We start from the raw sequence: 21,587 nt of genomic DNA, 5'->3' as shown, positions 1-21,587 counted from the left end.
CTCAGCGCTCCTCGCCTTCGGGACGGAAGATGCCCAGGTCCACCGACACGCCGCGCGCGGCCAGCTCTTCGTAGAACTCGGGGACCGAACCCGTGGCCATGAACTGCCCGCGCACCTTGCCGCCCGGGCCGCCCTGGTCGCGCGCGCGGAACACGAACAGGTCCTGCGTCTGGATGGTCCCGCTCTCGATGCCGGTGATCTCGCAAACGTGGGTGATCTTGCGCGAACCGCAGGGAAAACGGCGCTGGTGGATGATCAGATCGATGGCCGAGGCGATCTGCTCGCGCACCACCACCATGGGAAGGTCCATGCCCGACATCATCACCATCACCTCCAGGCGCGAGAGCGCATCGCGCGGTGAGTTGGCATGGGCTGTGGTCAGCGAACCTTCGTGACCGGTGTTCATGGCCTGCAGCATGTCCAGCGCCTCGCCGCCGCGGCACTCGCCGACCACGATGCGGTCCGGGCGCATGCGCAAGGCGTTGCGCACCAGGTCGCGAATGGTGATCAGGCCCTTGCCTTCCACATTGGCCGGGCGCGATTCCATCGCCACCAGGTTGGGCTGGTTGAGCTTGAGTTCGGCCGCGTCCTCGATGGTGACGATGCGCTCGTGGTCGGGAATGAAGTTGGACAGGATGTTCAGCAACGTCGTTTTGCCCGAGCCGGTACCGCCGGTGACCACGATGTTGCGACGCTCGCGTACTGCCACCTGCACGAACTCCAGCATTTCCTCGTTGATCGAGCCGTACTTCAGCAGATCGTCACCACTCAGCTTGCGCTTGCTGAACTTGCGGATGCTGATGCTCGGCCCGCGCAGAGCAACCGGGGGAATCACCGCATTCACGCGCGAGCCGTCGGCGAGGCGCGCATCCACCATCGGCGAGCTCTCGTCGATGCGGCGGCCGATCGGCGCCACGATGCGCTCGATGGCCGCGAGCACAGCCATGTCGTTGGTGAAGATCACCGGCGACTTCTCGATGCGGCCGGAGCGCTCGATGAAGATCTCGTCGTGGCAATTGACCATCACTTCGGTCACGGTGTCGTCTTCGAGCAGGTCTTCCAGCGGCCCGAGGCCGATGGCCTCGTCGAGCACTTCCTTGGCCAATCGGCGACGATTGATCGACTTGGGCAACTCCGCCACGAACTCCCGCTCGATGATCTCCTCGATCAGGGCGGCGGTCTTGCTGCGCAGTTCCTCGTCGGTCATGCCGCGCACGTCCACGCGGCGAAGATCCATTTGACGCACCAGCGACTGGTGCACGCGCGTGCGCCACTCCAGCATGTCCGGCGGCATCACCACGGTGGAAGGTACGTTGCTTGCCTGCGCCTTGACCGGCTCGGGTTCCGGCGAGGCCGCGGCGAGTTCGTGGTTCGACGCCGGCTGTGTCGGAACCTTCACGTGCTCGCTGGGCGCCTCCGCCAGAACACGCAGGCGATAGGCACCGATCAGCACGATGTCGTCGCGCTGCAGCGGCCCGTGCTCGCTCTGCACGCGCGCCCCGTTGACGGTGATCGGCGCACGGCTGCTCAGCACTTCGATGAACACGCCCATCTTGCGCGCGCTGAGCGTGGCGTGCTCCTTAGCGATGTTCCATCCCTGCAGGATGACCAGGTTGTCCTCGCCGCGCCCGATGCCGCAGCTGGTATTCAGGCATCGCACCTGGCGCGGATCGCGATTGGCCGTTTCGATCAGTACTTCGAACATGCATCCACCTCAATCGACGATGTCGCTGCCGGCCACCTTGCGCATGTCGTCGCGCAGGCGGTCGCTCTTCTCGATCAGCTCGTGGTTTCTGGGAGACGAGGCATCGATCACCACCGGCGTCACGAAGATCACGAGGTCGGTGCGGTTGCGCTGGAAATTGCGCGAACGAAACAGCGAACCGAGGATCGGCACGTCGCCCAGCCCCGGCACCTTGTCGAAGGTCTTGGAAGCCGTGGCGTCCACCAGGCCCGAGATCACGATGGAGTCGCCCTCGTGCACGTTGAGCTGCGCGCTGGCGCGGCGCGTGATGAAGCCGGGATAGCCCTGCACGTTGACGCTGGGATCGATGCGGCTGATCTCGGTCTCGATGTCCGTGGAAATGTCGCCGGTCGCGCTCACGATGGGCGCGATGTGCAGCTTGATGCCGTACTGCTTGTATTCCACCGTGGTCTCGCCCAGGCCCTGGGTGATCGGAATCGGTACTTCGCCGCCGACCAGGAAATCGGCGATGCCCCCGCTGCGCGCGGCCAGCTGCGGCGCGGCGAGCTCCCAGGCATTGCCGGTCTGCTCCATGATGTTGATCTGCGAACCGATCGACGTGGCGATGCCGAAGTACGAAGCCGTGCCCGGCACGCGCAGTGGCAATTGCACGGCCTGGCCAGCGGCATCGATGCCCTTGAAGGCCGGATCGGTGAGTCGATAGAAGGGATTGGTGACCCAGTCGTGCACCAGGCCGCCGCCGGGACCGGCGATCATGCTGTCCCACTTGATGCCAAGGTCGCTCATGGCTTTCTTGTCGAACTCCATGATGCGCACCTGCATCATCACCATCGGCTTCATGTCGACGGCATTGGCGCTGGTGAAGTCCAGCACCTGCGGATAGAGCTTCTTGATCGCGGCAACCTTGGCGACGTCACCGGGCGAAAGATCATTGCCGGTCATCACCACATTGCCGCCCACGGCGTTCACGCGGATGCCGCTGCCGTCGCCTACCAGCCTGCCGACCAGGTCCGCCGCCTGGTCGGCATTGCCGGCCACCACGTGCACGCTCACGCTGCGCTGCGTACCGTCGGTCATCCACAGCTGCACCGACGTATCGCCGGGTTCGTTGGCGATCATCACCATTTCCTTGGTGCCGATCACCTTGACCTGCAGCAGCTTGCCGTCGCCGACGGCGACGCGACTGAGCGCGCCCGGCGCCTGCTGCACCAGCGCCTGCCCCGCGTACATGCTCACCGTATCCGGGATGATCTTGGTCGCCGACGGCACAGCGGCCGTCGATGGTTCGGCCGACGCGCCCACACCTGCCACGAGCATGCCCAGCAGCAACGTTTTTCCGATTCGCTTGATCGCTTCCATGCTTACTGTTTCCCGCCGATGATGAATTGGATGCCCGAGCCGCTCACGACAGGCCGGCCCATCCGCAAGAGATCCGCCTTGCTGAGCGTCTCCAACCCGAATGCATCCTTGTTGCCCGCACTGCGCAGCATCACGCGCAGTTCGCCCACCTTCATCGCCATGCCCAGGCGTTGTGCATCACCCGGCGTGAGGCCCAGCGTGAGGTTGGAGTAGCTCTCGTCATCGCCGGACGGCTTCACGCCCTGCGCGCGCTTGCCGGTCGCCAGCACCAGCACATCGCCGAGCAGCGGCCGGATCTGGTCCTTGCCCGCGGCCTCGCCGGAGAGCAGCAACATGATGTCCACGTGGTCGCCCGGCACGATCAGGCCCGACACCGAGCCGGATTCGTCGACACTGATGGTGTAGGCGACCTTGCCCGGATCGATCACGGTGGAGAAATGATCGCTGACCAGGTCGATGGCGCTGCCCGGAATGGGCGCACCTTTGCCTAGCGGCGAGCGAAGCAATTGCCCGAGATAGGTCTGGTAGTTGTCGGGCGTGAGCGCGTCCGCCGGCACGAATTCCACCGGCACGTCACGCGTGGCCACGTCGTCATCGCTCAGCAGCACGCCTTTCTCCAGGTCGCGGACCGGCACCACCACGGTGCGTGTTTCCTGCGGCTTGACCTGGGTGCGCTCGGCCACCTTATTGTTGATGTAGTGCACCGCCATGAAACTGGCAGCGATGCCCAGAAGGATGGCAACCCCGAGAAAAAGCAGGTTGCGGTTGATCTTTGGCATACGAGTTCCCTTCCCTTAGATCCAACTGACGGATAATGCGTAGACGAAACTGCTGTAGGCCTCCTTGAGGCTCTGGATCAGCTTCGGGATGGCATCCGGATTGGCCATCAGCACCAGCACGAGGAACAGCACCACGATGGTGTATTCGGCCACCGCACTCCCGCGCTGGTACCGGCGCAGACCCTGTCGCGAAACATGGCTCATGGCCGCCCTCATCACGGTTGCAGCACGTTGATCAGCACCTGCGACTGGCTGGCGCTTTCGCGCATGACCAGCAGGGTGAGCTTGCTGTCGCCACGTTCGTAGCGCATGACGCAGTTGGCCGCGCCACAGGTGCCTGCGTCGTCCACCTTCCAGCCGTCCGCCACCAGGTGTTCGCGGAAATACGCCGTGTTCTGCGCGGGCGACAAGCTGTTGCGCATGGCCACCGTGCGCGCAGGCACGCTGTCGTCGGGATAGGCGATGTCGTTGAACACCTTGGATCCCGCGGGCGCCGGCAGGCCCTTGCCGGGCACGAAATGCTTCGGCGCATCGGCCACATCCACGATCCCGATGTTGCCCTTGCTTCCCGAACCGCTGCTGCTTACCTGCACGGTGATGTAGTAGTCGCCGTCGCGATGGCCGATGACCTGGGCCGGACCCAGGCGATTGACCACTACCTCCTTGTCCCAGGCTGTGCGGTAGAACTCGACCAGGTCGTCCTGGCTATGCGACGAGGTAAACGTCTGCGCACGCATGTCCAGGCCGTTGAAAACGATGTGCTGCGCGACTTCGTCCGTGCGCGTCCCGGCCGGCAGGGGCGCGCTCGGCCAGGAGCCTGCCAATGCGACAGAAGGCAGTGCCGTACAGGCCGCCCAGGCAAGCAGGTGTCTAGCGCTTGTCCGCATACTTCACCAGCTTGTCGGACGGGACCACGTCCGGTGCCATCTTGCCGAGCTCGAACTGGTCGAAGCCGGGCGTAAAGATGTCGTTGACGAACGGAATGCTGCCCAGCAGGTGCATCACGTTGTTGGTGGCGTCGTCGAACTTGTCGCCCACCAGCGACGTGGGCACCAGCGGTCGGATCACGTTGCGCACCGTGCGGTTGCTGGCACCACTGATGCCTTTGCCATTCCGATCCTCGCCGCCGCCGGCGGCATCCCATGCATCGGCCAACAGCACGGTCTTCGAGGAGAAGTCGAGCTTCATGGTGTCCAGCGGATCGAGATAGGCGAGCGGACTGCCGTCCCTGCCCAGAATCACTTCCGGCTTGGCGTGCACTTCGGCGGTGACCAGGCCCTTGGTGTTCGGCGGCAGATTGCCCAGCGACTTCGTCGCCTTGCCGACGATCGCCAGCCCCTTGTCGAGAAAGCCGGGCGAACTCTCCTGCTTGTATACCTGCAGGGTCACCGCGTTCGGCTTGAGCAGTTCGTTGCCCGCGAATGTGGTGAGCATGGCGTCGCTGAACTGGCGCGGCGCGCTTTGCCCGCTGCGAAGCTTTTCCTTGGCATCGCCATACTGGCGCACCCGAAGATCCTGCTCGACACGGCCTCGCGCCGGCAATTGCTCGCTAAGCAGCGTGCGGTCCGCCGTGGCCGCCCATGCGGCCTGGCGTGCGGCTGCCTGCGTCTGCTGCTTCACATGGATGTACTGGCCAAGCAACATCACGCCGGCGGCCAACGGCACGAGCACGATGCAGGCCACCGCCATCTCGACCAGGCTCTGCCCGCGCTCGCGACGCCCCGATCCTTGTCGCCTGTGTCGCCCGTTCCGCTGCTTCGCTTCCATAGCTCCCTCCCGGGACATCCAACGTCAATTCGTGGCGGACACCGCTATGCCGGACGGCACCTCGAACACCTTGCCGTCGATGGCTTCGCCCACCGTCATTTTTTCCGTGGTCCACTGCTTGCCGGTGCCCTGCGGCGGATGGCGCCACAGCAGGATGCTGTCGAGCCGGCCATTGAGCCCCTCGGTGTCATCCACCACATCGGACGAAAAGCCCCACTTCCTGCCGCCGCTCCACACGCAGGATTCACCGATGCCAGGCTGGTCGAGCCGCTTGCAGGGCTGGCCTGCGGCGGTATCCGTGCCTCCGGCATGCGCCATGAGGTCGCCCTTCCCCTGCTTGCTCAGCTGTGCTGCCACGGCTGCGCGCAGCGCCGCGTCGTCATCGCTGTCCGCCGGTTTGGCGGCCTTGTCGTCGCCGTCGTCCACCCTTGTTTCACGCATCACGCCGTCGGAAGGCTGCCGCGTGCCGGTCTTGCCGATCAGATCGACCGTCACCGCTTCGCCGGGTTTGATGATGGCCAGCGTCGACTCATGCACGAGTTTGAATTGGCACGTACCGGTCGTCTCGTAGTCCCAGCGCTCCGCATGCTCGGACACGCGCGCGCCCTCGTACCACACGTCGTAGAACGTGCGTCCCAGCTTGCCCGCCACGTCGTCTCCGAGCGGCTGCGTGGGGAACGGCCCCTTGCGGCAATCGGCGAGCGCCTGTCGATAGTTCTGTTCGCTGGCCGGCTGGCCGTCGCGCAGCACCACCATGGTCTGCCTGACGTGGATCGGCGGCGTGGCGCTGGCCGCGTCGGAGGAGCCGCTGGCGTTGTCGGTCGCCTCGTGATTGCTGCTGGCGGAGCAGGCGGCCAGCGGAAGAATGATCAGGGCGGACACCCACCAGGTCGTCGAACGTTGCGGCATGGATTTCCTCAAAGGCTTGGCCAGGGTTCACTTCGTCATTTCACGCACGGCGCCACGGTGCCGTAACTCACGGCTACTTCCTGGCGCACGGTGCATGGCGTATCGATCAGACGCACTTGCCAGTACGGACTGAACAGGCTGCCCAGTTCGCGGCGCGAATCGATCACGTTGGCGAACAGTTCGCGCGGACGGCTGAAATAGACCTGCGCGGAAGACAGCGCCGTCATGTTGTCGGCGACTGCCTGGTCCTTGGTCTGGAAATCGGGTGGACCACCGATGCCCTGCACGTTCTCGCTGGTGCGCACGGTGTTCATGGGCTGCTCGACCAGCACGGTGAAGACGGGCCCGACATCGACCTTGTTCACTCCGTTCTGCATGGCGCTGCGGCCGTTGTCGTAGGGTACGGTCGCCTTGTCGGCGGCCACGTCGTTGTAATCCTGCAGGCCGGGAGAAGTGCCTGAATAGCTCTTCAGCCATGCCTTGCTCGTGCCGCCCATCGCTGGCGACGACAGCACGCGCCCGCTCGCGGCGTTGTTGTCCAGGCCATCGGCATAGCGGCTGTAGTGGCCGCGATCGATTTCATAGGGCGAATCCCAGCCGCGGCCGTTGTTGATGCCGGGCGATGCCACCGAGCGGAACGACGCGGGCGTTCGTGCCACCGCGGCTGCGCCGCCCCAGGCCAGGGGCACGTCTATCTTCACCGGTGGAATGAATGAACGAAACTTCACGTTCAGCGTATCCACGCCCACCCAGTCGCGGTAATTGACCAGATCGGTACCGCCGCGCTTGTGGATGGGGCCGATGCCGCCGTCGCGCTTCTTCGAAAAACCATCGCGCGCTTCCATCACCACGTTCGCCAGGCGATCGGCATCCGCCGTGCGGCGACCCGCCGTGGGGATGGTGTACCGCTTGGCGTACTGCGCGGCCGCGATCGCATCGGTTTCGAGCAGCCCCATCCCTCGTACGCCGACCGTGGCCTTGTTGTCCGTATTGAGCTGGACGATCTTGCGCGCCAGCAGCAACGACGATTGCGGCTCGCCGATCGCGATCAGTTGCGATGCATCGGAATAGGCGGCGTCCAGCGCACTGATGGCGGTTACTCCCGCGGAGAACGCCACCTGCATGCCGTCGCGGAGCTCCTGCACCGCCGTCTTCACCTCGCTCAGCGCGGAGACGATTTCCTGCAAGGCTGCACCCACTTCCGCGCCGACGATACTGATGTCGAACAGGATCGCTATGGCCTGCACCGCATCCTTGAAGTTGTCCGTGCCGCGCAGCATGAAATTGGTCCAGGAATACCAGCTCACCATCTGCGCCACGGCGACCTGGTTCGCCACGGTGGCGCGGTTCATGTAGGCGATGAGGTTGAACGCGCGGGCCTGCTCCACGCCCACGCTGTAGGCAGCGGCGTCCGCGGTATTCACCAGCTCGACCTTCTTCGACACCGTCTGCCCGGTATTGAACAGCACGATCACGCCAAGGCAGAGCACCAGCAGGGACACGATGGCCAACACCAGGGCCTGTCCCTTCACGGTCCTCCGCTTTTCGAAGCCTGCACCCACAGGCTCCGCCCGTCGCAGCATCTTCATCTCGGTTCTTCCTGCATCCATCGCCCAGACGTCCAACAGAACGCTTCCCGCGAGGTCACGCTCGCGGTTCCTCCGGCAGTCGACCGGGCGCGGACAAAGCATCGCCCGGGCGCGCCGCCGCCTGGCGGCGCGCCATGACTAGCAACGGTGTGATGACGGAATTACTGCGCCGTCTCGTTGTTGTAGCTCTTGAGGGTCTTGTCCTTCGTGCCCTCGGAGTGCGCCTTGTTGCCCTGGTTGCCGGCGCGGTTGATGTCCTGCGACGCGCTCTGTCCTGACAACTCGCGTGCCATGCCACCAATCTGGGCGCGGGCAGTGCCACCAAAATAGGTTACGGCGGCAATCGCTGCGATCGCGATAAGTGCGGTGATGATGATGTACTCCGTCATGCCCTGGCCACGCTGACGGATGCGGTACGAGGTGTTGCGGTTGCTCTGACGCTTCGGGTCCATCGGACTACCCCTATCGATAAAGGTTACGGCTCGTCCTTGACGAGTCCGATCCACTAAGGATCAAAGGCAAGCGTCCCCTGTATCAGTCTTTCGACCACGCATTGCACTGAAAGCTACGCATGAACTTTCAGCGGCGTGCAAACTAACGAATCAAGATGTTCGCTTTGTGAAAACTTTAGAGCGAATGCCTAAAAATGTGACTTACTCCCCGCAAACGGCGTAAGTAATCCCTGACAAGAAAGTAGGAAAGTTCATTCGCATGCACGATATTCACATCGCTGAATGAATCTTCACGGTGCATCGCCGCGATCGTTCAAGAGCGCACGGGTTCGTTATCGTTAGTCACCCGAGAACGGAAATGGAGAAGGGATTCATGTTGTTCAGCGCGCGGCGCGTGATCTTCATTGCACTGACGGTGTTTTCAGCGACAGCCATGGCCGCCGACGTTTCCGGCGCACACGACCACCCGTTGGTGACGCGTTTCACGGACTCCAACATCATTGGTTACCAGCAGGTTTCCTACGACAAGGCGGTGCTGCCGCTGGGGCCACTCAAGCCAGGAAGCTCGGATCAGTTCACCGCAGCGGATGTCATCGAAGGGCGCGTCACGCGTATCGCGTACGAAGCGCCGGCAGGGAAATCCCTCGTCGAGGTCTATCGCAATTTTTCCCAGGCGCTCGCCAAGGCCGGCTTCAAGACACGCTTCGAATGCACCGGCTCATCGTGCGGCAACGGCGCGGATTTCTCCGATCGCGTGATCCAGCCATTGCTTGAACCGATGCATGCACGCAACGCCATGACAGCAGCGCTGTACGCCGCCAGCGGCGATATGCAGCAACTGACGGCGCGACTGGAGCGACCCGAAGGCCGCGTCGATGTTTCTTTGCTGGTGGCACAAGCCGATGAAAAACGTCCCGTGGGCATCCTGCTGCAGATCGTCGAAGCGCAGGCCATGGCGACGGGCCAGGTGAACGTCGATGCCAAGGCCATGAGCCAGGGCCTCAGCCAGCAAGGCCATATCGCGCTTTACGGCATCCACTTCACCACCGACAGCGCCAATCTGGCGGCGGATTCGGACGCCACGCTCGCGCAGATGGCGCAATTGCTCAAGAATGAACCAACGCTCAAGGTGTTCATCGTCGGCCATACCGACAACACCGGCGAACTCAACCACAATCTGGCGCTTTCGCAGCAACGCGCGGAGTCCGTCATCAAGGCGTTGACGACACGCTACGGCATTGCTGCACAGCGTGTCGCCGCGAAGGGCGTGGCGTCCTACGCCCCCGTCGCCAGCAATCGCGATGAAGCGGGACGTGCGCAGAATCGCCGCGTCGAGCTGGTTGCGCAGTAACCGAGAAGGCTTCGCACCCTGACCACAAGGCCTCAGTCCTGGAGATAGACCTGATGAACCGCAAGCCCACGAAGTCCTACCTGAAGAGTGTTGCGCTGGCCCTGTTGCTGCTTCCCGTCGGCCATGCGTTCAGCCAGGGCATCTCGTCCCATGCGCTTACGCCTGCCGACAAGACCGCGGTGCGCCAGTATGTGATCACCGAGGCGGTGTTCGACAAAGTGCGTGCGGCAAGCAAGGATGCGCAGACCAAGGGCGTCGAATTGAGTCCGTTCAAGCCGGGCGCGCATTCGCTCGATGAATCGGCGGCAGCACTCGATGCACAGCCCGCTGCGCATGACATCCTCAAGTCGCACGGGCTCACCTCGCACGAGTACGTGCTGGCGAGCGCAGCTACGCTGGGTGCGGTGATGACGCTGAAGTACGGCAAGGCGAAGTCCAAGAACAACGGCGATGAACTGGTGAACCCCGCCAACATCACCTTCGTGCAGAAACACATGGACGAACTCGGCGTCGACGACAACTGACCCGCCATTCAGGAACGCCACTTCCCGCGTGCGGCGGTGGCCGGCAAAATGCGCGTTCCGGTCCTTGCACGCCGGCACGCCACGAGGGAACGATGAGCGACGATCTGCATTTCTCCAGCAATTACCGCGACCTCAGCCAGCAGTACGGCACCGGATCGGGTTTCCAGTTCGAGTTCTATTGCCAGTCGTGCAGCGACACCTGGCGCTCGCCGTTCGCGCCTTACCGAAGTGGCCAGGCATCCGGCTGGGTGCGCGAGATCGGCAACTTCGCCAGCAACCTGCTGGGTGGACTCGGTAACGGGCTGGACAACGCCGTCGAGGGATTGGCCAAGGCCGGCTGGGGCGGTTCGCGCGATGAGGCCTTCAAGGAGGCCATTGCCGCGGCGCAGGCGCACTTCCATCGCTGCGCGCGCTGCCACAACTACGTGTGCGATCGCTGCTGGAGTACGGACAGCGGCCTGTGCCAGACCTGCGCGCCCGACCTGTCCACGCAGGTGCAGGCCGCACGCCACCAGGGCAAGCTCGAAGCCGCGATGGAGAACGCGCGCGAATACGGCAAGGGACAGGCCGGCCAGGTAGACGTTGCCACCGCGAAGCAGCTCGTGTGCCCGCAGTGCGGCTGCGAAGCACGCGGCGGCAAGTTCTGCCCGGATTGCGGTTTCCGCCTCGCTGCACCGGATGAGTGCAGCGGTTGCCATGCCAAGCTGCCTGCGGGCAGCCGCTTCTGCCCGGAGTGTGGCGAGCGCACCGGTGCATCCCTGGCCAAAGCCTGAGTACCGCAGGCCACATCACCGCGCAGGGCGTAGACCAGCGCTCAGCCCACGAGACCGTCACCACCGCTCCACGAAGCGGTGGTGACCTGCCGGCTCAATGGCCCGGCGTGCTGCCGGGGTGCGAGATGAAGCGTGGCGGCGTGGTTTCGTCCGCGAACTGCCACGCACTGAGGTAAGCCAGCTTCAGGATCTTCGCCATCTTCGGATAGTCGATCTTGTCCGCCGTGTCGCTGGGATGGTGATAGTCCGGATGGAATCCGGTGAACCACCAGAACGCCGGCACGTTGTGCAGCACGAACGGGAACTGGTCGGAACGAAAGAACACGTTCAGCGCGTACTCGTGGTCGAAGCGGTCGTCCAGCACGAGCCCGACCTGTTCGTTCTGCTTCGCCACCGTGTGCTGATAGCCGGGGCTGTAGGCGGCGCCGATCAGGTTGAGGCGATTGCTGGTATCGGCCGGCACGTCGATCAGGCCGTCCGTCTGCTGGCTCGGCTTCTCGTCGCGGCCGATCATGTCGAAATTGATCATGGCGCGCGTGGTATCGAGCGGTCGAAGCGGATGCGCCGCCATGTAGTAGGCGCCGAGCAGGCCGCGCTCTTCCGCGGCGAACACTGCGAACAGGATCGACCGCTTGGGCTTGACCGGATTGGACGCGAACGCGCGCGCCAGCGTCACCACGCCGACCGTGCCGGAGGCGTTGTCGTCCGCACCGTGCCAGATCTTGTCGCCGCTCTGGCCATCATGGTCATGATGACCACTGATGATGATGGTCTCCGGCGCCAGCTTCGGATCGCTGCCCTCCACCAGGCCCACCACATTCCAGGTGGTGGCTTCGCGGCGCGAGCTGTTGTGCAGGTGCAGGCTGATCGTGCCGTCCTGCAGGGCTTCCGAATGCGGCTTCAGGTCCTTGTCGATGGCACTCTGCAATGCCATCGGCGTTTCTCCGCCGGTACCGAGCAACTGCTCGGACACCGCCGACGAAATCACCATGGCGGGAATATGCACGGGGCTGTCCGCCAACGCCTGCGCGGGAATCGGATTGGCGGCATGCTCGGCGTGATGACCGATACGCGTGCGGATTTCCTGCGCGGAAGGATGGTTGTGCGACGGCTCGGGGGCCAGCAGCACCGCCACCGCGCCGTGCTCCTGCGCGTTGAGGATCTTCACGTAGCTGGTGGCGTAACGGGTGTTGCCGGTGCCGTTGAACACGGAGTTCGCATTCTTTTCCTGCGGCTCATGATCGAACACGACGACGATCTTGCCTTTCACATCCAGGCCGGCGTAGTCGTCATAACCGAGTTCCGGCGCCGTGATGCCGTAGCCGGCGAAAACCAGTGGCGCATCGACATCGCGATCCTCCGGAAACGAGCCGGCGACGTCCGGATCCTTCCACTCCACCACTTTCCCGTTGCGTTTCATCGCGAGGCGCGTGGCTTTCGCATCAGGCCGATACTCGACCAGCGGCACGGCCTGCAGATAGCTGGGCTTGCCCTGGGCATCGGTCGCGGCAGGCTTCAGCCCTGCCTTGGCGAATTCGGAAGCGATCCATTGCACGGCGGCATCGTCACCCGGTTGCAGCGAAAGCCTGCCCTGCAATGCGTCGGAGGCGAGGAACCCGATGTCGGCGCGTAGATCGGTTTCGCGAATCTGGGCAAGACCGGCCTGCTGTTGCGAAGGGGTGCCGGCGAAAGCCGTGGCCGAAAGCATCGTGGCGCATAGGGCCGCGAGTAGCGTGCGAGACATGGGGACTCCCGTGAAGTGGACTTCTGGATGTCTGGACTCCCCTGAGGGTGCCACGACATCAAGCCCCGGGCAAACCCGCGCCTGGTCAGGCCAGCAGCTTTTCGCAGACGGCCTGGTAGAGCGAAGGCAGCTTTTCGAGATCGGCCACGGCCACGCACTCGTCCACCTTGTGGATCGTCGCGTTCACCGGGCCAAGCTCGACGACTTCGGCGCCCAGCGGTGCGATGAAACGGCCGTCCGACGTGCCGCCGCCGGTGCTTTCCTCGGGTGAGATGCCACACAGTTCGCGGCATACGGCGATCACCGCATCGCGTACCGCGCCGCCAGGCGGGGTGAGGAATGGCTCGCCGGAGAGCGACCATTGGATCTGCCAATCGAGCCCGTGCTTCCTGAGGATGGCTTCGGTGCGCGCACGCAGGTCGTCGGCGCGGCTCGCGGTGCTGTAGCGAAAATTGATCAGCGCCGTGAGCGCGCCAGGAATGACGTTGTTGGCGCCCGTGCCTGCATTGAGGTTGGACACCTGGAACGAGGTCGGGGGGAAATCCTGGTTGCCTTCGTCCCATCGCTCGGCGGCGAGTTCGGCCAGCGCCGGGGCGAACGCATGGATCGGGTTCCTGGCCTTCTCGGGATAAGCCACATGCCCTTGTATGCCACGCACCGTGAGCGTGCCCGACAACGATCCGCGGCGCCCGACGCGAATCAGGTCGCCGAGGCGTTCCCTGGAAGACGGCTCGCCCACGACGCACCAATCGATGCGCTCGCCCTGCGCCCGAAAATGCTCGGCCACGCGACGCACGCCATCGAGGTTGTCCGGCCCTTCCTCGTCGCTGGTCAACAACAGGCCCACCCGCCCGCGATGGCGAGGGTGCGTCGCCACGAACGCCTCAAGCGCCACCACCATCGCCGCCACCGAGCCCTTCATGTCGGCCGCGCCACGGCCGTACAGACGGCCATCGCGAATGGACGGCTCAAACGGATCGCTGCTCCAGGTGTCGACCGGCCCTGTCGGCACGACATCGGTGTGCCCGAGGAACACCAGGGTAGGCGCACCTTCACCATGGGTGGCCCAGAGGTTGTCGACCTCGCCATAACGCAGCGACTCGCATTGGAAGCCGGCCCGTGCGAGCCGTTCCGCGATCAACGCCTGGCAGCCGGCATCGTCCGGCGTCACCGAACGGCGGCGGATCAGATCACGGGTGAGTTCGAGCACTTCGGTCATGGCGTGCGGGTCGCGGGATTAGGCTGCAACAGCATACCAAGCAGCGATCCGCCCGCCCGCTATCCGGAAATCGCCGCGCCAAGCAGATGGCCGACCAGGTAGGTGATGGCGCTGGCCGAAAGCGTAATGCCCAGCTGTCGCGCGATGGAGAACATCAAGCCACGACCAGTGAACAGCGAGGTGCCCAGCGCAATGAGCACCAGCCCGACCAAGGTCGAGGCGATGCTTGCCGCCAACGCCTGCGATCCATGCAGCGCAAAGTAAGGCGCCACGGGAAAGATGGCCCCGAACGCGAACAGGCAGAACGAAGAGATCGACGCGCTCCAGGCGGAGCCGCCAAGATCGGCGGGATCCACGCCCAGGTCTTCGCGCACCATCGTGTCCAGCGCGGCGCGCGGCGTATCCAGCAGGTGCTTGGCCAGCGCGTCCGCCGCCTTCGCATCCAGACCCTTCTCGCGATAGGTACGCGCCAGGTATTGCAGGCCGTCTTCCGGCGCCACGGCCAGGCGCTCGGCGCGCTCGGTGATCTGCGCCTGGTAGAACTCGCGCGAACTGTTCACCGACAACCACTCGCCCAACGCCATCGAACAGGCGCCGGCCACCAAGCCTGCGAGGCCTGCCAGCAGCACGGCATGGTCGCCGGTCGACGCACCGGCCATGCCCATCACCAGGCTGGTGTTGGAAACGAGCCCGTCGTTGGCGCCCAGCACGGCCGCGCGCAGGGTGTTGCCGCTCTGCGTGGCGTGGCGCCCATGCCGCATCGGCAGCGCGTCATCGGCGAAATGATTGCGCTGCCCCTGTCGATCCACCGGCGTGGCCAGGTGGTCGGCATGCTCCATGCGCACCACCGTCGGCATGACGAACTCGGTACCGAAACGCGCCGCCAGCCAGCTCAGCACGCGAACGCGAACGCTCGTCCGCGGCGGCGGCACGGTTTCGCCGTGTTCGCGCAAGCGCGCTTCCCAGAAACCCGCGTTGGTCTGCTCGATGTCGGCAATGCGGCGATAAGCGGTCGCCAGGCGTTCGTTTCGCGCAAGCTTGGCCAGGCGCCCGTAGAGCACGGCGTTGTCGCGTTCGATGCGCAGGTTGCTCTTGAAACGCTGTGTGCGGTGCGTGGTCATACCGTCCCTCGATGATTCACTCGTCCAACGGCTCTTCGCGCTGGCCGAGATAGAGCAGTGCGGCCAGCAACACGACCACGAAGCGGAATGCACTCTCCAGGCCGTTCCATTGCGTGGACATCCACATGCCGAACCACTCGCCACCTACGGCGAGGAAGCCGCCAAGCCACAGCAGCACGCCGGTCGTCATGCCGAGCACGCCCAGCCGCTTCGCCCGGTGGAAGCTCTCGCTGCCCGACATGCGGGCGCGCCACAGGCGCCAGGTGCCCAGGCCGCACAACACGGCAGCCAAGGTTTCCACCGCGATGATCAGCGCATAGGCGGCGCGTTGCAGCCATGGCGAGGTAATCGCCCGATAGTGAATGCCCGCGTTCGGAAAGATCGTGTCCATCGCGAGCACGTGTTGCACGAACGGCCAGTTGCTGCCGTAGTCGGTGAGGTTGCCGAAAGCCACCAGCGCCAGCCATAACGCAATGGTGGCCATCAGCAGGATCTTGGACAGGCGCACCACCATGGAGCGCCCCCCCTCAGCGTCCGAACAGCTTCTTGAAGCCGTTGTCGGTGAAACCGACGCTGACCGAACCGTCTTCCTGCAGTACCACGGGCCGGCGTACCAGCGCCGGATATTCCTTCAGCAGCAGCGTCCACTCCGGATCGCTGCCCGGGTTCTTGCGCTGCGGCAGCAGGTTGCGCCAGGTGGTCGAGGACTTGTTGACCAGCTTTTCCCAGCCACCCAATTGCTGCGCCCATGTCTTCAGCGTGGTGGCCGGCACCGGATCGGCGCGATAGTCGACGAAGGTGTACGGCACGCCGAAACGATCCAGCCAGTTGCGCGCCTTGCGGCAGGTATCACAGGTGGTCAGGCCGTACAGGGTCACGCTCATTCGGCGCTCCGCAACAGCTCGTTGATGCCGGTCTTGCTGCGCGTCTTCTCATCGACCTGCTTGACGATGATCGCGGCGTACAGGCTGTGCGTACCGTCCTTGGACGGCAGGTTGCCGGCGACCACCACGCTGCCGGCCGGCACGCGGCCGTAGCTGACTTCGCCGGTGGCGCGGTTGTAGATGCGCGTGGACTGGCCCAGGAACACGCCCATGCCGATCACGCTGCCCTTCTCCACGATCACGCCTTCGACCACTTCCGAGCGCGCGCCGATGAAGCAGTTGTCCTCGATGATGGCCGGGTTCGCCTGCAGCGGTTCAAGCACGCCACCGATGCCCACGCCACCGGACAGATGCACGCCCGCGCCGATCTGGGCGCACGAACCCACCGTCGCCCAGGTGTCGACCATGGTGCCCGCACCCACGTAGGCGCCGATGTTCACGTAGCTCGGCATCAGCACGGCGTCCTTCGCCACGTGCGCACCACGACGCACCAGCGCGCCCGGCACCACGCGGGCGCCGAGGCCCTGCAGTTCCGCGTCGTTGCCATGCGCGAAACGCAGCGGCACCTTGTCGAACGCCAGCGCCGGGCCGCCATCGACCACCTGGTTGCCGTTGATGCGGAAATACAGCAGCACCGCTTTCTTGATCCACTGGTTGACCGTCCAGCCGCCCTTGCCATCCGGCTCGGCCACGCGGCGCTCACCGCTTTCGAGCAGGTTGATGACCTGTTCCACGGCCGGACGCAGATGCGTCTCGATCTCCGCCTGGGTCAGTTCGTTGCGACGCTCGAAGGCGTCCTCGATGAGGGACTCGATGCTTTGCATGGGTGTTTCGCAGGACTGAGTGGATACCCGCGAATGCTAACGCAGGCACAGGGCCGACGTAACGAAAATGATCATTCTCCCGCCGAAAAACCGCCATTCGACGGCGGTCTCTTTGCCGCGCCGGCATCCCGGCCGGCGCGTTCAGGCCGCCCTGCTGGTTCCCAGCCGATCGAGCAATGCATGCAGCAGCCTGTCCTGCTGATCGATGGCAAGCGGTGCATCGTGGCGATTGGTGATCAGGAAGAAGTCTTCCACGCGTTCGCCGAAAGTGGCGATACGCGCGTCATGTACCCGCACTCCCGATTCGAACATCACCTGCGCCACGGCGGCGAGCAACCCGGGGCGATCACTGCATACCAGCGCGAGCCGCGTGCGCCCGCTCACGGTACTGAAGGAGATCTTGGGCGTCGCCTGGAAGTGCTTGAGATGGCGCGACATGCTGCGTCGCGACGGTTGATGCACATGGCCCGGCTGCGAGAGTGCGCGATGCAGACGCTGCTTCAGCTCCTCGGCACGCTCCGGCGAAGCCGGTTGCTGCGATTCCGATTCCAGCAGCAGGAAGGTATCCAGCGCCATGCCGGTGGACGAGCTCAGGATGCGCGCTTCCATCACCGAGAAGTGCAGCCGGTCGAGCATGATCGCCACCGCGGCAAACAGGCCATCGCGATCGGGTGTATAGACGAACAGTTCGGTCGTGCCGCGCACTGACTGCGGATGCACGGCGACCAGCGGCGTGGCGCCCCGTGCCTCCAGGATCGCAGCCGTCTGCCATGCGATCTGCTCGGGCCGATGGCGCAGGAAGCTCTGCTCCGGGAAACCGCGCCACACGCGTGCAAGCGCGTCGGACGCATAGCCGTCCTTGGCCAATATCGCCTCCGCCTGCTCGCGACAGGCGGCCACCCGCGCCGCGGCATCGGACGGCAACTCGTCTTCGCTGCGCAGCGCATAACGTGTGGCCGTATAGAGGTCCGACAGCAGGCGATCCTTCCATCCGTTCCAAAGCTTGGGACTGGTGCCGATGATGTCGGCGATGGTAAGCAGGTAGAGATAATCCAGGCGCTCGGCATCGCCTACCGTCTCGGCGAACCGCTGTACCACGTCAGGATCGGTGATGTCCTGGCGTTGCGCCGTAGTACTCATCAGGAGGTGCCAGCGCACCAGCCATGCCACCAGCTGCGTGTCTTCCTCCGGCAAGCCCAGGCGCGCGCCAAAGGCCAGCGCCTCTTCTTCGCCGAGCACCGAATGGTCGCCGCCGCGCCCTTTCGCGATGTCGTGGAACAACGCGGCCAGCAGCAGCAATTCCGGCTTGGGCAGCGTGGGCCAGATTTCGCAGGCGATCGGGAACTCCGTGGCTGCAGCGGGATCGGCAAAGCGCGCGACGTTGCGCAGCACGCGCAGCGTGTGTTCGTCCACCGTATACACATGGAAAAGGTCGTACTGCATGCGACCGAACACCTTGCCGAACGCGGGCAGGATCGCCGCCAGCAGGCCATGGCGATTCATCCGCCACAACGCCTCCACGGCCGGCGCACCCAGGCGCAGCAGCCGCAGGAACGCGACCAGCACGTCGTGATCATCCCCCAGTGAACCATCCAGCACGGCTGATGCCTGGTGCATGCGGCGCATGGTATCCGCCGTGAATCCCGTGATGCCCGGCTCGCCGAGTCGCGCAATGAAGGCTTCGACGAGCGCCGCATGACGACGCATGAAAATGTCGGGATCACGCGCGGCCAGTCGCTTGCCGTAGCGCACGAAATCCTCGCCGACCGGCTGTGCAGCGGTCGGCGGCTCCAGCATTTCCTCGAAACGCTCGGCAATCTGCACGCCAAGGCGCTCGACCTGGCTGGCCGCACGGTAATACCCCTGCATGAACTGTTCGACGCCGAGGTTCTTCTCGTGCTCGTCCTGGAAACCAAGGCTGGCCGCGAGCGCACGCTGGTAGTCGAACAGCAGGCGTTCCTCGGCACGGCCCGCTTCCAGATGCAGCGCGAAACGGTAGCGGCGCAGCGTTGCCTCGGACTGCTCCAGCGAATCCTTCTCCGCCGGATCGAGCAAGCCTTCGGCCACCATGTCGTCGAAGTCATCCGCGTGCGCAAGCCGCCGTCCCAACCAGCGCAGCGAATCGAGCGTACGCAGTCCGCCCGGACCATCCTTCAGGTTCGGCTCAAGGTTGTACGCCGTGTCGTTGTAACGCGCGTGCCGCGCATCGCGCTCGGCGAGACGAACCGCAAGGTAGGCGGCGGGAGGCCACAGCGCGGGATCGTTGATGATCGCCCGCAATCCTTCCTCCAGGGCGGGATCGCCGACCAGCCGTCGCGCGTCGAGCAGGCTGGTGAATACGCTGGCGTCCTGCGCAGCCAACGCACGACATTGCGCGAGATCGCGTACCGCATGGCCGACCTTGAGCCCGATGTCCCACAGCGTGGCGAAGCACTGCTCCAGCGCACGCAGCCGCGCCGGTTCGGACGGCCCGACCAGCGCCAGCAGATCGACGTCGGAATGCGGAAACAGCAGGCCTCGACCAAAGCCGCCCACGGCGAACAAAGCCGCATCGCTCACTTCGCCCAGGCAAGCCGTCCACACATGCACCACGATGCGTTGCACCGACTCGCTGCGTCGGTGCGCCAACGCAGTGGCGTCGGCACCCTGCCGAAACGCCGTCGCCAGCGCCCGATCCACGTCCCCCAGCAACTGACGCAACGCCCGACGCGCATCGCTCGACACACCCGAACGCGGCACCGCCACAGGCAGGCGCGGCAAGGGAGGCAGCACGATCGGGGCGACAGGCATGGTCAGCAGACACGTGTGGCAGTGCAGCAAGTCTGCCATGCATGGGGGCTAGAAGGGGTCATGCGTGGATGAAATTCGTGGCGAGACCTCCAAAGCCCCACGCAAGCCCCGCCCCTCACCCCAGCCCTCTCCCCGGAGGGGAGAGGGAGAAGGCGCGGCACTCATGCATTTCTCATCATCCAACGAAGCCGCTTTAAGTCCTCTTCGCTACGACGCGTTGCGGTGTAGCCACTTCGTTCGAGGTAGTAACGAGCACACCCCGGCTGGCCTCGGTCGACCGACGCTTCTATCCCACATATCGCTACGAGCCTTGGCTCTGAAGGCCACTACTTTGGGTTACTTTTGACGCGAAGCTAATCCCGTGGGACTTTGACTCCGGGCTAGCGCCCTCCGCCCTTCCTCGCTCCTCAAAGCCGGCGCCATCCATGGCGCCTCCCCGCGTGCGGGCCGGCTTCGCCGTTCGCACGCAAAGAACGCGTGCGTGGGCCAGCAAAAGAAAAGTGACTCGGCGGTCCCACGGGACTAGCTTCGCGTCGCCGGAAGGACGTCGAAACGCCCGCTGCGTCCCACAGGGACTAGCTTTACGTCGTAAGCGGCATCCTCGCGGCAGAGTGGCAGCCGAAGGCCATACCCAGCGCTCACAACAGCAAGAACCATTCAGCCCGTCGCGAAAGGCTGTCGCGCACAGGGTGCGCTCCTACAGGGGGGAGCGGGCGCCATGGTGCGTGAGGCGGCATTCGCCCAAAAAAAGAAGGGCCGCCGAAGCGACCCTTCCCAAACCTCACATCACATCAAACCTCAAGCCGCATCCGGCCAAGGCGTCAAAATCTCGAACCCGTCATCCGTCACCGCGATGGTGTGCTCCCACTGAGCCGACAGCGAATGATCCTTGGTGACCACCGTCCAGCCGTCCGGCAGCTGCTTGGTCTGCGGCTTGCCGGCGTTGACCATCGGCTCGATGGTGAAGGTCATGCCCTTCTTCAGCTCAAGGCCCGTGCCCGGGCGGCCGTAGTGCAGCACCTGCGGCTCGTCGTGGTAGACCTTGCCGATGCCGTGGCCGCAGTATTCGCGCACGACCGTGAAGCCGTCCGCTTCCGCGTGCTTCTGGATCGCCGCGCCGATGTCGCCCAGCGTGGCGCCGGGGCGCACGGCACGAATGCCCTGCATCATCGCCTCGAAGGTGGTCTCGACCAGGCGCCTGGCCAGCACCGAAGGGGTGCCGACGAAATACATGCGGCTGGTATCGCCGTGCCAGCCGTCCTTGATGACGGTGACATCGAGATTGATGATGTCGCCATCCTTCAAGAGCTTCGCCGGGCTCGGGATGCCGTGGCAGATCACGTGGTTCACCGACGTGCACAACGTCTTCGGGAAGCCGTTGTAGCCGACGTTGGCGGGAATCGCCTTCTGCACCTTGGTGATGTGCTCGTAGGCGAGGCGGTCCAGGTCCTCGGTCGTGACGCCGGGCTTGACGTGCTCTTTGAGCATGGCCAGCACTTCGGCGGCCAGCTTGCCGGCCTCGCGCATGGACTGGATGTCTTCGGGGGTTTTCAGGGTAACTGCCATAGCTGTGCTCATATGGCGGCAATTGCCCGGGACTCAACTCGTTGAATCCGCAGCAACTTGCCGCGCCGCCGGCGTACCGGCTACAATTTCGAAGTTTTGCTGACCCGACCTGTCCGTTTCAACGGACACATGCGGTAGTCGCAAAGCGGTGGAGATTGTAACCGCGTTGCGGTGCAAGCCCCACAAGTCCTTGATTGGACACTTTAAATCGCCACACACGTATCGGCACCG

General features: G+C 64.5%; 20 protein-coding genes. 3 read left to right on the top strand and 17 right to left on the bottom strand.

What is annotated here, in order from left to right:
- Window position 1: 1 nt before the first annotated feature.
- From CA260_RS06090 to CA260_RS06050, 9 genes are all read right to left on the bottom strand, one after another.
- The gene (locus tag CA260_RS06090) at window positions 2-1,705 is read right to left on the bottom strand and encodes an ATPase, T2SS/T4P/T4SS family (RefSeq protein ID WP_172461734.1); all 1,704 of its coding nucleotides are present in this window, start codon (window positions 1,703-1,705) and stop codon (window positions 2-4) included.
- Window positions 1,706-1,714: 9 nt separating this feature from the next.
- A complete protein-coding gene (locus tag CA260_RS06085) occupies window positions 1,715-3,064 on the bottom strand; it encodes a type II and III secretion system protein family protein (RefSeq protein WP_111981467.1) in 1,350 nt (449 codons plus the stop codon).
- 2 nt (window positions 3,065-3,066) lie between these two features.
- Window positions 3,067-3,843, bottom strand: coding sequence for a Flp pilus assembly protein CpaB (gene cpaB / locus CA260_RS06080; RefSeq protein WP_111981466.1), 777 nt, complete (start codon window positions 3,841-3,843; stop codon window positions 3,067-3,069).
- Between the two features lie 15 nt (window positions 3,844-3,858).
- Window positions 3,859-4,047, bottom strand: a complete 189-nt coding sequence (locus tag CA260_RS06075; RefSeq protein ID WP_111981465.1) for a hypothetical protein — start codon at window positions 4,045-4,047, stop codon at window positions 3,859-3,861.
- Window positions 4,048-4,058: 11 nt separating this feature from the next.
- Window positions 4,059-4,580: a hypothetical protein gene (locus tag CA260_RS06070; RefSeq protein ID WP_238149617.1), complete on the bottom strand. Its 522-nt coding sequence runs from the start codon at window positions 4,578-4,580 to the stop codon at window positions 4,059-4,061.
- A 133-nt stretch (window positions 4,581-4,713) separates the two neighbouring features.
- Window positions 4,714-5,610 carry a TadE/TadG family type IV pilus assembly protein gene (locus CA260_RS06065; RefSeq protein WP_111981463.1) on the bottom strand — a complete coding sequence of 299 codons (897 nt, stop codon included), beginning with the start codon at window positions 5,608-5,610 and terminating at the stop codon, window positions 4,714-4,716.
- 24 nt (window positions 5,611-5,634) lie between these two features.
- The gene (locus tag CA260_RS06060; protein ID WP_111981462.1) at window positions 5,635-6,519 is read right to left on the bottom strand and encodes a hypothetical protein; all 885 of its coding nucleotides are present in this window, start codon (window positions 6,517-6,519) and stop codon (window positions 5,635-5,637) included.
- A gap of 35 nt (window positions 6,520-6,554) precedes the next feature.
- Window positions 6,555-8,051: a pilus assembly protein TadG-related protein gene (locus tag CA260_RS06055; RefSeq protein WP_172461733.1), complete on the bottom strand. Its 1,497-nt coding sequence runs from the start codon at window positions 8,049-8,051 to the stop codon at window positions 6,555-6,557.
- Between the two features lie 218 nt (window positions 8,052-8,269).
- A complete protein-coding gene (locus CA260_RS06050) occupies window positions 8,270-8,560 on the bottom strand; it encodes a pilus assembly protein (protein ID WP_111981460.1) in 291 nt (96 codons plus the stop codon).
- Between the two features lie 373 nt (window positions 8,561-8,933).
- On the opposite strand from CA260_RS06050, the gene CA260_RS06045 reads away from it, so the two are divergent.
- The 3 genes from CA260_RS06045 (at window position 8,934) to CA260_RS06035 (ending at window position 11,208) form a co-directional block, all read left to right on the top strand.
- A complete protein-coding gene (locus tag CA260_RS06045; protein ID WP_111983029.1) occupies window positions 8,934-9,911 on the top strand; it encodes an OmpA family protein in 978 nt (325 codons plus the stop codon).
- Window positions 9,912-9,964: 53 nt separating this feature from the next.
- Complete coding sequence (locus CA260_RS06040) at window positions 9,965-10,435, top strand: hypothetical protein (RefSeq protein WP_111981459.1); 471 nt, start codon at window positions 9,965-9,967, stop codon at window positions 10,433-10,435.
- 92 nt (window positions 10,436-10,527) lie between these two features.
- Window positions 10,528-11,208 (top strand): zinc ribbon domain-containing protein, encoded by a 681-nt coding sequence (locus tag CA260_RS06035; RefSeq protein WP_111981458.1) that lies wholly within the window; start codon window positions 10,528-10,530, stop codon window positions 11,206-11,208.
- Between the two features lie 94 nt (window positions 11,209-11,302).
- On the opposite strand, the gene CA260_RS06030 is transcribed toward CA260_RS06035, so the two are convergent.
- The 8 genes from CA260_RS06030 to map all read right to left on the bottom strand — a co-directional run bounded on the left by CA260_RS06030 (window position 11,303) and on the right by map (window position 21,356).
- Window positions 11,303-12,952, bottom strand: coding sequence for a M20/M25/M40 family metallo-hydrolase (locus CA260_RS06030; RefSeq protein WP_111981457.1), 1,650 nt, complete (start codon window positions 12,950-12,952; stop codon window positions 11,303-11,305).
- Window positions 12,953-13,037: 85 nt separating this feature from the next.
- Entirely contained in the window at window positions 13,038-14,171 is a 1,134-nt protein-coding gene (gene dapE, locus CA260_RS06025; RefSeq protein ID WP_111981456.1) for a succinyl-diaminopimelate desuccinylase, read from the bottom strand.
- A 59-nt stretch (window positions 14,172-14,230) separates the two neighbouring features.
- Window positions 14,231-15,292 carry a VIT1/CCC1 transporter family protein gene (locus CA260_RS06020; RefSeq protein ID WP_111981455.1) on the bottom strand — a complete coding sequence of 354 codons (1,062 nt, stop codon included), beginning with the start codon at window positions 15,290-15,292 and terminating at the stop codon, window positions 14,231-14,233.
- Between the two features lie 16 nt (window positions 15,293-15,308).
- On the bottom strand, window positions 15,309-15,806 hold the full coding sequence (locus CA260_RS06015; protein ID WP_111981454.1) for a DUF2165 family protein: 498 nt from the start codon (window positions 15,804-15,806) through the stop codon (window positions 15,309-15,311).
- Window positions 15,807-15,819: 13 nt separating this feature from the next.
- The gene (locus tag CA260_RS06010) at window positions 15,820-16,176 is read right to left on the bottom strand and encodes a Spx/MgsR family RNA polymerase-binding regulatory protein (RefSeq protein WP_111981453.1); all 357 of its coding nucleotides are present in this window, start codon (window positions 16,174-16,176) and stop codon (window positions 15,820-15,822) included.
- Window positions 16,173-17,000 (bottom strand): 2,3,4,5-tetrahydropyridine-2,6-dicarboxylate N-succinyltransferase, encoded by an 828-nt coding sequence (gene dapD, locus CA260_RS06005; protein WP_111981452.1) that lies wholly within the window; start codon window positions 16,998-17,000, stop codon window positions 16,173-16,175. Before dapD ends, CA260_RS06010 begins: the two co-directional genes overlap by 4 nt.
- Before the next feature lie 141 nt (window positions 17,001-17,141).
- Window positions 17,142-19,790 (bottom strand): [protein-PII] uridylyltransferase, encoded by a 2,649-nt coding sequence (glnD, locus tag CA260_RS06000; protein WP_111983028.1) that lies wholly within the window; start codon window positions 19,788-19,790, stop codon window positions 17,142-17,144.
- 798 nt (window positions 19,791-20,588) lie between these two features.
- Window positions 20,589-21,356 (bottom strand): type I methionyl aminopeptidase, encoded by a 768-nt coding sequence (gene map, locus CA260_RS05995; RefSeq protein ID WP_111981451.1) that lies wholly within the window; start codon window positions 21,354-21,356, stop codon window positions 20,589-20,591.
- Between the last annotated feature and the right edge of the window lie 231 nt (window positions 21,357-21,587).

Origin of the sequence: Dyella jiangningensis, from assembly GCF_003264855.1 — a bacterium.
In the GTDB taxonomy this organism is placed as follows: domain Bacteria; phylum Pseudomonadota; class Gammaproteobacteria; order Xanthomonadales; family Rhodanobacteraceae; genus Dyella; species Dyella jiangningensis_C.
This window is presented reverse-complemented; position numbering and strand designations above follow the sequence as displayed.